The sequence below is a fragment of the Bacillus rhizoplanae genome (assembly GCF_917563915.1).
Classification (GTDB): domain Bacteria; phylum Bacillota; class Bacilli; order Bacillales; family Bacillaceae_G; genus Bacillus_A; species Bacillus_A rhizoplanae.
In genome coordinates this window covers 31,813-45,681 of the sequence record NZ_CAKJTI010000006.1, presented here as the reverse complement: position 1 = coordinate 45,681, position 13,869 = coordinate 31,813, and the positions used below count along the sequence as shown (strand labels likewise).

Below are 13,869 nucleotides of genomic sequence, written 5' to 3'. Positions count from 1 at the left end.
GAATAAGGGGATGAGATTTCATGACGAATCAACACTTTAAGACGAATACACAATTTATTAATACCAGTGCCGCTGGACCTTCTTCAAGCGGAAACCTGTTAGTTTCATTTAAAATAGCAGGTCTTGACGATAATGTGACGACAACGGTTATTGCAATGGCAGATGCAACTGCAGTATACGCTTGCATGAACAGAGATGGAAACTTTCCTATTAATCCGAAGAGAGCTGAAGTTAGTGGAACCATTGAAGCATCAGGAGAATTTACCTCAGGGAATAATGGACAAATTACTAGAATGCTTACGCTAAGTCCACCTGCAACAACATTAGAATGCCCTGGAGGACAGATTATGGTTCTTGTATCAGTTTTCTACACAAATATTGAGATCTTCGAACCTGATGCAGGGCTGCAATCTATCCCGGGAACATTCGAAAGAACATTCTTCGAGATATAATGTAAGCGAAAAAAAATATTCATTTGTCTACAGATATCACCGATTATGTAGATAAAAGAGACTCTTTAGAGTCTCTTTTGTTATTTTTCCGTACTCGGTTCGATAGACTCATTTTAGATGACAAATAATAAATCACAAAAATCTCTGTACATATAAAAAACACCTCTGACAGCAATTTGTCAAAGGTGTTAGCTAATTATATATATTAACCAAGACTGCCATTGTTACTTTGGAAACATTTCTATTTAAGGCATTAACTAAGGGATTTACGTATTTCGCACTCACAATAAGAACCTCAAACCCGCCAAAGTTCATTTTACCTCCTAACTTAACCTAAAAAAAACTGAACTAACTTCATTCCACCCCATACACCAATGATTCCCATGATTGCTGAGAAAACTGGAGGCGCAGGAATCGGCAATTTTAATAGAGTAAATATTACCCCTACGATTAATCCTGCTAAAGTTGACATGAAAATTTCTTGCATATGCTCTTCCTCCTAGATGCTTCATTTACTATTTTTATATCATTTGTAAATATATCCTTGTATTACTATTCCCCACCTGTATTCTTAGGATTCCTCACAATACATCCTGCCACTCCTTTATAAAATATCGGCGCTTTTTGGAATATATCGACCGTTTCTCATCATATATCGGCGGAATTTCGAATATATCGGCGCTTCGACAAAGAATAAAGACCTCTCGACAAAAAACGCCAAGATCCAAACAACGATTACCGAATTATACTTGTTAAATCATACTCCCTCCCTTTGTTCTCGCCTTTATACGGTAAATTCATTGCACGAATTAACCTTTTTATTACTGGGCTTGATGTGATGTGAAGGAAGTCTTTCAATTCCTTATTCGTAGTAGTCATTCCCAGAAGGAGCGCATAATCCTGCAAAGCATTCTTGTGCGCAAATTTAGAAATACCATTGCAATTAGAACAATGCCATCCTTTCATTATCTTAACCATTGGAAGATAGGAACACTTTGGGCATTGTACTCCCTTTAATAATTCATGTTTCGTAACTTTATATTGCTCAAGAATGTTCCGGTGTAAAGGAGAATGATCTATCATAATTTGAATCGTAAGTTCTTGTATCTCTTTAGCTGATAATATATTTATTTCATGCATACGTTCCAAATCCTCAATTTTATTTGGAAGATTTGCACTATGAATAACTTTTTGGGAAAAATCTTGGTCATGGGAGGAAGTATTAATAATTGTACGCGGTGTACTAATGACAACGAGGGATTCAATTGGGAGAGTTGAAAATCCATGTAAGTTTAACCATTTCTGAAGTTGTTTCTCGTGCCTCTTAATTTGCAAGATAGGATCTGGGAAGCCTTCTGATTTTTGTTCTGAGATTCGAATGAGTTGATTAAATTCGGAGTCAAAAAGTAATGTACCTGTTATATTTTTAATTTCTAACAAAAGAATAAAACGCGAGGAAAGTATGAGAGTATCAATTTGAAAATAATGGTCCTGATCAAACAATCTTATATCATGTAAAATGCTGTATTCTTTATCTGGCAAAAAGCTTAGTGGATAATCAATAGCTTGTTCACCTTTATAACCCGCCTTATGTTTAGCGAATGTTTCGAAAATAGCATTCCTTTTCGGATGATCAACAGGCACTCTTCTTAATAAAGCTTCTAACTGTCGAAGATAAATCGGTATTTTCCGCTCTTTCACAATCATCTCAGCCACCCCTTTATAAAATATCGGCGCTTTTTTAAATATATCAACCGCTTTTCCTCATATATCGGCGAAATTTCGAATATATCGACGCTTCGACAAAGAATAAAGACCCTTCGACAAAAACCGCTATCCACATGAGAAAAATCGGCCGAAAATACATCATAATTAATCTTTCTTCAAATCCCTTACATTAGAGAGATATAAAGCAATAACTAAAATGAGAATAGATCCTGCATATAATAATGTTTCAAATGGTTCTTCATGAGAAACAATAATTAATCGAATTAGGGCTGTAATTCCTATGTAAATAAAATAACGCAACGGAAAGTGATAATTCGATTTAAAATATTTAATAATCAATGCAATAAACTCAAAATATAAAAAGTAAACAATAATACTTTCAACTAGTTTATACGGTGTGTATTTTTTTGATGAAAATACGTATTGTATAAATGTAAATGTTTCATTGATTAAAAAGATGGATAGAACAAGGGATAATATAATAAGAGCTATATTTAATATCCACTGTAAAATATTAGCGATGTAATGATCGATTTTAGATTTTTGCATTTCATCTAACACTCCTCTCTATATGTAAATCATGCTAATACATTATAGCAAAACCGCCTCACTATACAAAGGGTGACAATTTATTAATTACTATACACAATTAATAAAATATGAATTGTACAATTGTTTTTTAAACGGTGCAATTTTAAGAAGTATAACTTAGCCGCAAACAAAAAGAACCTAACTTTGCCCAAACGGCAAAGTTATGGTTCTAATCACACAAATAATTAAAGCACGGAAAATTTTTCCGTGCTTTTCCAAACATATATTTTATTTCGGAAGATTTAGTTACCACGAGACACCGAACCGATGGTGTACTTACCCTAACTGGCGTTTAAATGCTTTACCGGCGAAGAAGTAAGCGATGACCATGATGCCGACGCACCAAGCAAGCGCGATCCAGATATCGTTGCCAACAGACCCTTCATACAAGAGGGCACGAATCGCATTCACGATTGAAGTCACGGGCTGGTTCTCAGCGAACGCACGGACAATTTTAGGCATGGTTTCGGTGGGGACAAAGGCCGAACTGATAAACGGCAGGAAAATCAGCGGGTACGAGTAGGCTGTCGCCCCTTCCATAGATCCCGCTGTCAATCCGGGAATAACCGCCAGCCATGTCAGCGCCAGCGTAAACAGCCCTAGTATCCCAGCTACCGCGAGCCAATCCAGGATATCAGCGCTGGAACGGAAGCCCATCAAGAGCGCGACGAGGATAACCACCACGATAGTAAGCGCATTGGAAATAAGCGCGGTCAATACGTGAGCCCACAATACCGACGAGCGCTTGATGGGCATGGTAATGAAACGCGCCATCAGCCCGCTCTTTACATCCGTAAACAGCCGCACGGAAGTGTAAGCGACGCCGGATGCGATAGCCATCAGCAAGATTCCCGGCAATAAATAATTGACGTAGTTGTCCGTGCCTGTCTTTATGGCGCCGCCAAATACGTAGACAAACAGCAGCATCATCATAATCGGCGTAATCGCCACTGTGATAATCGTATCCGGGCTGCGCATGATGTTGCGCATTAAACGCCCTAGTAATACCCCTGTTTTGCTTTTCATTTACATCTCCTCCTTTTTGCCGATGATCGCGAGGAAAATTTCCTCTAATGTCGGTTGCTTCTCGATGTACTCCACTTTCGCTGGCGGGAACATCTCTTTGAGTTCGGTAAGGGTACCGGTCGTGATGATTTTTCCGCCATGCAGGATGGCGATACGGTCTGCCAGTTGTTCGGCTTCCTCCAGGTACTGGGTTGTCAGCAAGATGGTTGTGCCGCCGCTGGCAAGCTCCTTGACGGTATCCCAGACTTCAATCCGCGCTTCGGGGTCAAGCCCTGTCGTCGGTTCGTCGAGAAAAATGACTGCTGGCGTCCCGATCAGGCTCATGGCGATGTCAAGCCGGCGCTTCATCCCGCCGGAATACTGGTCTGCCCGGCGGTCGGCCGCATCGGTCAGGCTGAATCTTTCAAGCAGATTGTCGGCGACTTGAGCGGGATTGGAAACTCCACGCAACTTGGCGATCATCATCAGGTTTTCCCGCCCGGTGAGCATGCCGTCTAAAGCTGCGAACTGCCCTGTCAGGCTGATGCTCTGGCGAACATGATTCGGTTGACGCTGGACGTCAAAGCCGCAAATACCTACTTCGCCGCCATCGGGCTTCATCAGCGTCGAGAGGATGTTGACCGTCGTCGTCTTGCCCGCTCCATTTGAGCCCAGCAGTGCGAAAATTTCGCCATGCCGCCCCTCAAAATCCACCCCCTTTAAGACTTCCTTGTCTTTAAAGGATTTTTTTAACCCTTTTACAGAAATCGCTGCATTGCTCATACTTTTTTCCTCCTTATAAAAAGCGCTTTGCGGAGCTAGATTGCCTATACTCTTCTATTTAGTCTGACTGATAATCTGTATTACTTAGTACCGGGTTAAAAATATAACTGAATAGCGATGGCAGCAATTCATATTTGTAACCAGCTAATCAGTCGGTACTATTTATTAAATTTATTTTTTTCTCAATCGCTTCATGATACTCTGATTCAAATCTTCACGATACTTGGAGACATAGGTTTTAGCGTTTGCCACTAGTTCGTCAGCAAAGGACGCCACGTCGTCCCCAGTGATTTCCAGCACTTGTCTACCTTCCGCCGCACCGGCTTCGAACAAATCGATTAATTCATACTGTATGTGTAGCATATCCATCCCGTTGCCCGCTGAGAAATTCCACATGTAGTTTTGAATTTTCTTAAATACAAACTGGTAGTCCTCTGGCAGGGCTCCAACCCGTGCCATCATCATTTTGTACTCTTTTTTATCACCAATCATTTTTTTGAACATTTCCATCATGTTATTTTTCCTCCTTTTTTATAAAGCTGAATAAGACACTCCAAAAATATCAGACAGAATATCTTATGAAGCTAGATTGACTTTAAGACGTTTATTTTTGATGATACAAAATCCCATTTTTTCCAAAACAATTCAAGTTCCTGGCGGCCAGCCTCATTAAGTGAGTAAAACTTGCGGGGCGGCCCCATATCTGACGGTTTCTTTTCTATATTCACAAGTTTTTTCTTTTCTAATCGCACGAGGATGGTATAGACCGTCCCTTCCACGACTTCGGTAAACCCAAGCTCGTTCAGGTGGCGGGTAATCTCGTAGCCATAGGTTTCATGGCGGCTGATGATTTCCAGCACACAACCTTCCAGCGAACCCTTCAGCATTTCAGTTAAATTTTCCATGTTCAGATCCTCCTCTACCTCCTCTATTCTGTCTGACTTATATTCAGTATTACAGAGTACTGAGGGGAATTTTTACTGAATAGCTTTTGAGAAAATACGCTATTCAGTATTACTTATTACAAGTACATTGTATCACCGAGTAACGGGAGTGTCAACTGGATTTTCTAACTATTTTTAAAACCAGCTATCCCCATTGGATACAGCTGATTTTCTTTATGGAGCTTTTACTTCCTCCTATGCTTCTTTCACAATGATTACACCGCTTATCATTCCCATCCAGCAGCTGTACATGTAAATATGGCAATTCTATTCCTCCATTATTTTTCGATTATCTTATTCACTACTTGCTCATTAACTTTTTTAAGTAAAAGGCCGTCTTCTGTTTCAATGAACTCGCCGAATAGATCTAGAAATTTGTTGTTCATTAGTATATACCTCTTATGTCTTTACTGGATTTATTATAAATTAAAAGCTTTACTCCCTCTAAGAAATAAAGCTAAATATATTTTCTCCATATTAAAAAACTTATCTTTCTTATTTAACTAAACTGGCCCTTTAGTGGAGTAACTTTATTGCTACTCAACAGTTCCTTAATCTGCCTTTCAGTTCAGATCTTCTTTTCACTTTTCACTATAAAAACACCCCTTTAGATAAACAGATCCAAAGGGGCAAAACATCGCAACTTTTTATAAACGTCGCGGCTTTATTCAAAACACCGTGACTTTATTTAAAAGCGACAATAAATTAACCATAAACTGTCCATATAAAAAATAAAGCATAAACTGTCCAAATCGGACAATTTATGCTTTAACTTACACATAAAATAAAAAAACCACCAAATATGTATTGGTGGAGACGGTGGGAGTCGAACCCACGTCCAAAAGTATCGGCACTTAAGCTTCTACGAGTGTAGTCGATATATTGGCATTTCGCAAACTCTTCAGCCTATCGACAGGCTTCCGAACTGCTAGTCTGGTTGTTCTCTTCCTTTGTCCTCAGACGGCGAACTCCGGCGTAGCCCACTTAGAGTGAGTTCGCTACCCTACCACATGGGCGATGGAGGGGCGAACCGCTAAGCTGTATTAAGCAGCTAAAGCGAAGTTGTTTTGTTGTTTGCCAGTTATTGGCTGTGACGTTTTAACGAGGCCGATCCCCTCGACTCGCAACTTAAGCTCGAACTACCCCTGTCGAATCCGTAACGTCCCCATATAGGAAATGGAGCATACGAAGTATATTCGTGATAGCTGCTATTGAGCTGTTTTTCAATGTTCAACTGGCCTTACATTTGTTATTATAGCATACGTTTGTCATTTTGTAATTGTAAATTTCTGTATTACATTTTTTGACGATCACGGAATACACGGGCAATTTCGCGCTTTGCTTCTTTCTCTTTTAAATCGTGGCGCTTATCATATTGCTTTTTACCTTTACCTAAACCAAGTTCCATTTTCGCAAATCCATTTTTCAAATAAATTTTAAGCGGCACAAGCGTATAGCCTGTTTCTTTTGTATACCCAATAAGCTTTAAAATTTCTTTTTTATGAAGAAGTAACTTTCTTGTACGAAGCGGATCATGGTTAAAACGATTACCTTGTTCATATGGACTAATATGCATATTATGTACCCATACTTCACCATTTTGCACACGTGCAAAGGCATCTTTTAAGTTTACACGACCTGCACGAATCGCCTTAATTTCTGTTCCTTGAAGGACAAGCCCTGCTTCGTATGTTTCTTCAATAAAATAATCATGATATGCTTTTTTATTTTGTGCGATGACTTTTCCTTGACCTTTTGGCATCTCGATTGACGCCTCCCTTCATTCTTATCATTGTAGCAAAATATGAAGAAAGAAGCCATATATGGCTTCTTTCTTACTTACGTTTTTTCTTTTTCTTCTTAAAGTTCGGTGCATTTTCAAAGAATGCCTTTTTCTTTTTAGCGCCATTTTGTTTTCCATTTCCATTTCGGTTTGATTCTTTTCCTTGTCCACCGCGATTGTTTTCACGGTCGCTACGGTCACTGCGGTTACTACGGTCACTGCGGTCACTACGGTCACTACGGTCACTACGGTCACTGCGGTCACTGCGGTTACTACGGTCACTACGGTCACTGCGGTCACTACGGTCACTACGTTTTCTTCTATTTCCTTTTGGCTGTTCAATCACGACAGGACGATCTTTTCGTTGTCGCTTCACATTGCCTTTCATGCCGACAATTTCAAAGTCAATCGCACGCTCATCTTTGTTTACATTTACAACGCGAATCGTAATTTCATCACCAATGCGGAAGACGTTTCCTGTACGTTCGCCAATCATCGCAAAATGATGTTCGTCATAACGATAGTAATCATCTGTTAAATAGCTGACATGAACAAGACCTTCAATTGTATTTGGAAGCTCTACGAATAAACCGAAGTTTGTTACAGAGCTAATAATACCATCGTATTCTTCACCAATTTTATCAAGCATATATTCTGCTTTTTTCAGCTCATCCGTTTCACGCTCTGCTTCAACAGCACGGCGCTCCATATTGGAAGAATGCTCAGCAATATCCGGTAAGTTTTCACGCCACTTTGCTTGTGTTTCATTATCAGCCTTTCCGTTAATGAGATACGTGCGAATCAATCGGTGCACAATTAAATCTGGATAACGGCGAATTGGTGATGTGAAATGTGTATAAAACTCTGTAGATAAACCAAAATGCCCTATACTCTCTGCATCATAACGAGCTTGCTTCATGGAACGAAGCATAACTGTCGAAATGACAACTTCTTCAGGCTGGCCTTGTACCATTTCAAGAATTTGTTGGAGCGCACGCGGATGTACTTCGTTCCCGCGACCTTTTACCGCATAACCGAAGTTTGTAATAAACTCAAAGAAACGCTCTAGTTTATCTTCTTTCGGATCTTCGTGAACGCGGTACATAAACGGTACGTTCATCCAGTGGAAATGCTCAGCGACTGTTTCGTTTGCTACAAGCATAAATTCCTCGATTAACTTCTCAGCTACAGAACGATCACGTAAAATCACATCAGTCGGTTTTCCTTCTTCATCCACTAGCACTTTCGCTTCTTTGAAGTCAAAATCAATTGCCCCGCGGCGCATCCGCTTTTCACGTAAAATTGCAGCCAATTTCCCCATCTCTTGGAACATTGGTACTAACGGTTCATAACGAGCCATTAATTCTTCATCTTCATCGTCTAGAATCTGCTTCACATCTGAGTATGTCATGCGCTCCGTCGTTTTAATAACGCTTTGGAAAATTTCATGACTCACTACTTCCCCTTGATCATTAATTTCCATTTCACAAGATAATGTTAAACGATCTACCTTTGGATTTAATGAACAAATTCCATTAGACAAACGATGCGGAATCATCGGAATGACACGGTCTACAAGATAAATACTCGTTCCTCGTTCAGCTGCTTCGCGGTCAATTGCAGATCCTTCCGTAACATAATGACTTACATCCGCAATGTGTACACCGAGCTTGTAATTACCATTCTCAAGCTTCGTTACTGTAACCGCATCATCTAAGTCTTTCGCATCCGCACCATCAATTGTAACAATTGTTTGATCTCGTAAATCACGGCGACCTTGTAAATCGTTCTCATCAATTGTTTCTGGTACACTGTTCGCATGCTCCATTGCATCTGCCGGAAATGCAAGCGGTAAGTTATGCTTATGGATAACTGATAAAATATCAACACCTGGATCATTTTTATGACCAAGAATTTGAATAACTTCTCCCTCTGCACTTAAACGATCTTGCGGATAACTCGTAATTTTAACAACGACTTTATGCCCTTCTACCGCACCCATGGAAGCACTTTTTGGAACGAAAATATCGCTCGTCCATCGTTTATTATCAGGGATAACAAATCCAAAATTTTTCGATTCTGTATATGTACCAACCAATTCTTTTGTTCCGCGTTCTATGATCCGAACAATTGTCCCTTCCTTACGCGAACCACTTGATTCCGAATTAATACGTGCTAATACTATATCACCGTGTAGTGCACCCTTTAATTCTGTTGGCGGAATAAAAATATCATCTACCCCTTTTTCCTCGGGTACGACAAACGCAAACCCACGTGCGTGTCCAATTAGTTTGCCGCGCACTAAATTCATTTTCTCTGGAAGGCCGTAGCGGTTGCTTCTTGTACGAACAACAAGTCCTTTTTCTTCCATCACAACAAGTGCTTTCACAAACTCTTTAAAATCCGTTGCATCTTCAATACCAAATGCTTCTTCTAACTCTTGCACAGTAAGCGGCTTATATGCTTCTTCTTTCATAAACGATAACAATTTATCGATGTTTTCTTGAATGATTTCTTCCAAGTACAAAAACCTCCTTATCAATCCTCGTATTTTATAGTCTATCCGAAAATATAGCCATGTATAAATGATGTTTGCTTATGTAAAAAAGAGGCAACTAGATCTTACCAATCTAGTTGCTCCAAGAAGTTATATACATCTTCGTGCAGCTCATCACGCTGTTTATCCAGCGTAATTACATGCGTGGAATCCTCGTACCATTTAATTTCTTTTAAATTTGACTCTACACCGTTATAAATAATGTTTGCGCTATCTGTATTAATCATTTCATCATGACGTGCTTGAACGACAAACGTCGGTGCATAAATCATATCAATGTTATTGCGTACATCACGAATTAAACCTTGCAGAGCTCTTAATGTGTTCATCGGTGTTTGCTTGAATTCAAACATCTCTGCTTCTATTTGCTCTGGTGATTTACGCTCACGTTTTTTATACTCGCGCGCGTATGCTAATATACCTTGATACATTGTTTCTTCACTCTTAATGTACATCGGTGCACACATTGGTACAACTCCGATAATCGGCATTGTATAAGCAAGTTTTAGTGAAAAAACGCCGCCCAGTGATAAACCAACAGCTGCAATCTTTTCATATCCTTTATCTTTTAAATGTTGGTACGCTGCCATAACATCTTTCCACCAGTCTTCTGGACCTGTGTGTACAAGTTGCTCCGGCGGTACACCATGACCTTTATAAATCGGCGCATGACATGTATAACCTTTTGTCTCTAAATAACGTCCGAGCATACGAACATCAGCAGAGTTCCCTGTAAATCCATGTAATAGTAAAACTGCACGTTCTCCCGCTTCAAATGTAAACGGTTTTGGGGATGCTAGCTTCATTTTACGTTCTCCTTCTCTTTCTATAATGTAATCTTCATATATGGTCTATTTATAGTTTATCATAGTTTCTTTTCCATAATCTAATTAGAAACTTTTTCGGTAAAAAATAAAAAAGATTCAACCTGAAAAGTCGAATCTTTTTATTTTATGCTTGTAAATACGTAACAGCAAATGTTAATACAAAAAATAGTATAGAAACAACAACTGTAATGCGGTTTAATATAGCTTCCATTCCGCGTGCTTTTTGCTTACCGAATAATTGCTCTGCTCCGCCGGAAATTGCACCGGATAAACCAGCACTCTTACTAGATTGCATTAATACAAGTACAATCAATAACAGTGATACAATAATAAGTAAAACTGATAAAAACGTATGCACTTTACATGCCTCCTAAAGTTTCAATTACTTTAAATGTATCATAAAATAATTGGAAAAGCGAGAGCGTCTCATGGACTCTCACTCACCGAATACTTCACCACATTAAATAAAAAGCGCCGCAAACAATGGACCAAGTAAACATGTTAAGATTGCTGTTAATGTCATTGTTACTGATCCAATTACACCTTCATGCTCATTATTTTTCATCGCACGCATAACGCCCATAATATGAGATGCACAGCCAAATCCAATTCCTTTTCCAACAGAATTTGTCACTCTGCTCCATTTTAATAAAATAGGACCAGAAATGGTTCCAGATATTCCTGCAACTACTACGAAAGCTGCAGTTAAAGATGGTACACCGCCAACTTCTTCTGATACACTCATGGCTACTGGCATTGTTACTGACTTCGGTAAGGAAGATAAAATTAAGCTTTTATCCGTTCCCATAATTGTGGCAATTATCATATCACTTGCAATTGCAACTATCGTTCCCACCAATACACCACCAGCAATTGGTACAACATACTTCTTCAAAACGCCGCGTTGTTTATATAGAGGGATTGCAAATGCTACCACACCAGGACCAAGCAATTGCGAAATCCAGCCCCCGCCGCTTTGCATGTATTGTTGATATGGTATATCAAATACGACTAACAACAAGATCATTAAAGCTGTTGCAACAAGCATTGGAACTGTAAACGGTGATGGAAGCCATTGATAAATCTTCTTTGACAGTTGATACAATAAAGCCGTTACAATAATCCAACCAATTCCGATTACTATACTCATTGTGTCTCCTTTTCCTTTCTAGTCGCAAGATATTGTCCTGTATGTCCTGCTACAACAATAATTAAAAACGTACTCGCGATAACGGTAATACACAGTGAAATACCTTTATTCATAAAAAAAGAACCATAATTCATTAAACCAATGGTTGGAGGAATTAATAAAAATGGCATAAGAGCCATCAATGTTTCTGCTCCTAATTCAAACCATTTTACTGGAAGGACTTTTAAACCGAGCAATATGAGCAACAAGAACATCCCTATTAAATTCCCTGGAATTGGGATGTTCAGCGCTTCTTGGATCCACGTGCCAATCATATTAAACACGTAAAGTGCTGCTACTTGGACAATAATTTTTGTGAATTTCATCTGTCTATCATCCTTCATTATACGATTCTTTATATTTTCTATATTTATCATAGTATAAATTGTAAAAACCCGCAATTTCCCGAATTGACAAGAAAAACCGACTATGGTATGCGCTTACAATGGCTTTTTTACTGTATTTGTAAACGTAATCAGGAATGAAATGAACTTATCGCAGCATAAAGTTTATATTTTCAGACTTTTAGAGAGGATACTAGAGGTGAGAATTTTACCGCAAATAGCAGGATAAAGTGAAACTTCCATCAGTGGGGGGTTTTCTTCATCCCCCACTGATGGTTAGTTGAACCAATCGGGCTTTTACGGGAGAAAAATAAAACCGACCGTGATTTCTCACGGCCGGTTTTTATATTCTACAATTATTTTTTAAGATTGTAGAAAGATTTTAAACCATCGTAAACAGCGATTTCGCCTAGTTCGTCTTCGATGCGTAATAATTGATTGTATTTCGCAATACGATCTGTACGGCTCATAGAACCAGTTTTGATTTGGCCAGCGTTAGTTGCAACTGCGATGTCAGCAATTGTAGCATCTTCAGTTTCACCAGAACGGTGAGATACAACTGCTGTGTAACCAGCACGTTTAGCCATTTCGATTGCTTCGAAAGTCTCAGTTAAAGTACCAATTTGGTTAACTTTAATTAAGATTGAGTTAGAGATACCTTTTTCGATACCTTCAGCAAGTTTTTGAGTGTTAGTTACGAATAAATCGTCACCAACTAGTTGAACTTTTTTACCAAGACGGTCAGTTAATAACTTGTGGCCATCCCAGTCGTTTTCGTCTAAACCATCTTCAATAGAGATGATTGGGAAGTTCTTGCAAAGATCTTCGTAGAAATCAACCATTTCTGCAGAAGTCATGCTGCGACCTTCACCTGTAAGATCATATTTACCAGTTTCTTTGTTGTAGAACTCAGAAGAAGCAACGTCCATTCCTAAGAATACGTTTTCGCCAGCTTTGTAACCAGCTTTTTCGATTGCTTCGATGATTACTTCTAATGCTTCACGGTTAGAACCAAGGTTTGGAGCGAATCCACCTTCGTCACCTACTGCTGTGTTAAGACCTTTGTCATGTAATACAGCTTTTAATGCATGGAATACTTCAGCACCCATACGGATTGCTTCTTTGAATGTTGGAGCACCAACTGGTAAGATCATGAACTCTTGGAAGTCTACGTTGTTGTCAGCGTGAGAACCACCGTTGATGATGTTCATCATTGGAGTTGGTAATTGTTTTGCATTGAATCCACCAAGGTAACGGTATAATGGAAGACCTACATAGTCAGCTGCTGCGTGAGCTACTGCCATAGATACACCAAGGATAGCGTTAGCGCCTAATTTACCTTTGTTTGGAGTACCGTCTAATTCGATCATAGCACGGTCGATTCCAGCTTGGTCAGTTACGTCGAAACCAACGATTTCTGGAGCGATAACTTCGTTTACGTTATTTACTGCGTTAAGAACACCTTTACCAAGGTAACGAGATTTGTCACCGTCACGTAATTCTACTGCTTCGTATTCACCAGTAGATGCACCACTTGGTACTAATGCGCGGCCGAATGCGCCGCTTTCTGTGTATACTTCTACTTCTACAGTTGGGTTACCACGAGAGTCTAAAACTTCACGAGCATAAATATCTAAAATTGCTGGCATATTATTTCTCTCCTTTT

Annotated in this window: 15 protein-coding genes and 1 other RNA gene; 1 reads left to right on the top strand and 15 read right to left on the bottom strand. The window is 39.4% G+C overall.

Going from position 1 to position 13,869, the window contains the following annotated elements; genetic code table 11:
• The first annotated feature begins 20 nt into the window (after positions 1-20).
• The gene (locus tag LRP84_RS08140; RefSeq protein WP_230574628.1) at positions 21-452 is read left to right on the top strand and encodes a hypothetical protein; all 432 of its coding nucleotides are present in this window, start codon (positions 21-23) and stop codon (positions 450-452) included.
• A gap of 328 nt (positions 453-780) precedes the next feature.
• On the opposite strand, the gene LRP84_RS08135 is transcribed toward LRP84_RS08140, so the two are convergent.
• From LRP84_RS08135 to eno, 15 genes are all read right to left on the bottom strand, one after another.
• Positions 781-939, bottom strand: coding sequence for a XapX domain-containing protein (locus tag LRP84_RS08135; RefSeq protein ID WP_230574627.1), 159 nt, complete (start codon positions 937-939; stop codon positions 781-783).
• A 248-nt stretch (positions 940-1,187) separates the two neighbouring features.
• Entirely contained in the window at positions 1,188-2,159 is a 972-nt protein-coding gene (locus tag LRP84_RS08130; RefSeq protein WP_230574626.1) for a nuclease-related domain-containing protein, read from the bottom strand.
• Positions 2,160-2,324: 165 nt separating this feature from the next.
• On the bottom strand, positions 2,325-2,729 hold the full coding sequence (gene psiE / locus LRP84_RS08125; RefSeq protein ID WP_230574625.1) for a phosphate-starvation-inducible protein PsiE: 405 nt from the start codon (positions 2,727-2,729) through the stop codon (positions 2,325-2,327).
• Between the two features lie 318 nt (positions 2,730-3,047).
• Positions 3,048-3,797, bottom strand: coding sequence for an ABC transporter permease (locus tag LRP84_RS08120; protein WP_230574624.1), 750 nt, complete (start codon positions 3,795-3,797; stop codon positions 3,048-3,050).
• Positions 3,798-4,559 carry an ABC transporter ATP-binding protein gene (locus LRP84_RS08115; RefSeq protein WP_230574623.1) on the bottom strand — a complete coding sequence of 254 codons (762 nt, stop codon included), beginning with the start codon at positions 4,557-4,559 and terminating at the stop codon, positions 3,798-3,800.
• Between the two features lie 171 nt (positions 4,560-4,730).
• The gene (locus LRP84_RS08110; protein ID WP_026592407.1) at positions 4,731-5,072 is read right to left on the bottom strand and encodes a DUF1048 domain-containing protein; all 342 of its coding nucleotides are present in this window, start codon (positions 5,070-5,072) and stop codon (positions 4,731-4,733) included.
• A 71-nt stretch (positions 5,073-5,143) separates the two neighbouring features.
• Complete coding sequence (locus tag LRP84_RS08105) at positions 5,144-5,464, bottom strand: PadR family transcriptional regulator (RefSeq protein WP_017151750.1); 321 nt, start codon at positions 5,462-5,464, stop codon at positions 5,144-5,146.
• An 847-nt stretch (positions 5,465-6,311) separates the two neighbouring features.
• Positions 6,312-6,670, bottom strand: a transfer-messenger RNA (tmRNA) gene (gene ssrA / locus LRP84_RS08100).
• 127 nt (positions 6,671-6,797) lie between these two features.
• Positions 6,798-7,265 (bottom strand): SsrA-binding protein SmpB, encoded by a 468-nt coding sequence (gene smpB / locus LRP84_RS08095; protein ID WP_230574622.1) that lies wholly within the window; start codon positions 7,263-7,265, stop codon positions 6,798-6,800.
• Positions 7,266-7,338: 73 nt separating this feature from the next.
• Positions 7,339-9,762, bottom strand: coding sequence for a ribonuclease R (rnr, locus tag LRP84_RS08090; RefSeq protein WP_437438770.1), 2,424 nt, complete (start codon positions 9,760-9,762; stop codon positions 7,339-7,341).
• Between the two features lie 146 nt (positions 9,763-9,908).
• Positions 9,909-10,649 (bottom strand): alpha/beta hydrolase, encoded by a 741-nt coding sequence (locus tag LRP84_RS08085; protein WP_230574620.1) that lies wholly within the window; start codon positions 10,647-10,649, stop codon positions 9,909-9,911.
• Between the two features lie 145 nt (positions 10,650-10,794).
• Positions 10,795-11,028 (bottom strand): preprotein translocase subunit SecG, encoded by a 234-nt coding sequence (secG, locus tag LRP84_RS08080; protein ID WP_230574619.1) that lies wholly within the window; start codon positions 11,026-11,028, stop codon positions 10,795-10,797.
• A gap of 102 nt (positions 11,029-11,130) precedes the next feature.
• On the bottom strand, positions 11,131-11,820 hold the full coding sequence (locus LRP84_RS08075; RefSeq protein WP_230574618.1) for an LrgB family protein: 690 nt from the start codon (positions 11,818-11,820) through the stop codon (positions 11,131-11,133).
• A complete protein-coding gene (locus LRP84_RS08070; protein WP_230574617.1) occupies positions 11,817-12,185 on the bottom strand; it encodes a CidA/LrgA family holin-like protein in 369 nt (122 codons plus the stop codon). Before LRP84_RS08070 ends, LRP84_RS08075 begins: the two co-directional genes overlap by 4 nt.
• Before the next feature lie 374 nt (positions 12,186-12,559).
• Positions 12,560-13,852 carry a phosphopyruvate hydratase gene (gene eno / locus LRP84_RS08065; RefSeq protein ID WP_098308458.1) on the bottom strand — a complete coding sequence of 431 codons (1,293 nt, stop codon included), beginning with the start codon at positions 13,850-13,852 and terminating at the stop codon, positions 12,560-12,562.
• Positions 13,853-13,869: the final 17 nt, after the last annotated feature.

What these genes read in the sequence shown, in the direction of transcription:
- LRP84_RS08140 (WP_230574628.1), top strand. Translation starts at nt 21, where the DNA reads ATGACGAATCAACACTTTAAGACGAATACACAATTTATTAATACCAGT.
- LRP84_RS08135 (WP_230574627.1), bottom strand. Translation starts at nt 939, where the DNA reads ATGCAAGAAATTTTCATGTCAACTTTAGCAGGATTAATCGTAGGGGTA.
- LRP84_RS08130 (WP_230574626.1), bottom strand. Translation starts at nt 2,159, where the DNA reads ATGATTGTGAAAGAGCGGAAAATACCGATTTATCTTCGACAGTTAGAA.
- psiE (WP_230574625.1), bottom strand. Translation starts at nt 2,729, where the DNA reads ATGCAAAAATCTAAAATCGATCATTACATCGCTAATATTTTACAGTGG.
- LRP84_RS08120 (WP_230574624.1), bottom strand. Translation starts at nt 3,797, where the DNA reads ATGAAAAGCAAAACAGGGGTATTACTAGGGCGTTTAATGCGCAACATC.
- LRP84_RS08115 (WP_230574623.1), bottom strand. Translation starts at nt 4,559, where the DNA reads ATGAGCAATGCAGCGATTTCTGTAAAAGGGTTAAAAAAATCCTTTAAA.
- LRP84_RS08110 (WP_026592407.1), bottom strand. Translation starts at nt 5,072, where the DNA reads ATGATGGAAATGTTCAAAAAAATGATTGGTGATAAAAAAGAGTACAAA.
- LRP84_RS08105 (WP_017151750.1), bottom strand. Translation starts at nt 5,464, where the DNA reads ATGGAAAATTTAACTGAAATGCTGAAGGGTTCGCTGGAAGGTTGTGTG.
- smpB (WP_230574622.1), bottom strand. Translation starts at nt 7,265, where the DNA reads ATGCCAAAAGGTCAAGGAAAAGTCATCGCACAAAATAAAAAAGCATAT.
- rnr (WP_437438770.1), bottom strand. Translation starts at nt 9,762, where the DNA reads ATGAAAGAAGAAGCATATAAGCCGCTTACTGTGCAAGAGTTAGAAGAA.
- LRP84_RS08085 (WP_230574620.1), bottom strand. Translation starts at nt 10,649, where the DNA reads ATGAAGCTAGCATCCCCAAAACCGTTTACATTTGAAGCGGGAGAACGT.
- LRP84_RS08075 (WP_230574618.1), bottom strand. Translation starts at nt 11,820, where the DNA reads ATGAGTATAGTAATCGGAATTGGTTGGATTATTGTAACGGCTTTATTG.
- LRP84_RS08070 (WP_230574617.1), bottom strand. Translation starts at nt 12,185, where the DNA reads ATGAAATTCACAAAAATTATTGTCCAAGTAGCAGCACTTTACGTGTTT.
- eno (WP_098308458.1), bottom strand. Translation starts at nt 13,852, where the DNA reads ATGCCAGCAATTTTAGATATTTATGCTCGTGAAGTTTTAGACTCTCGT.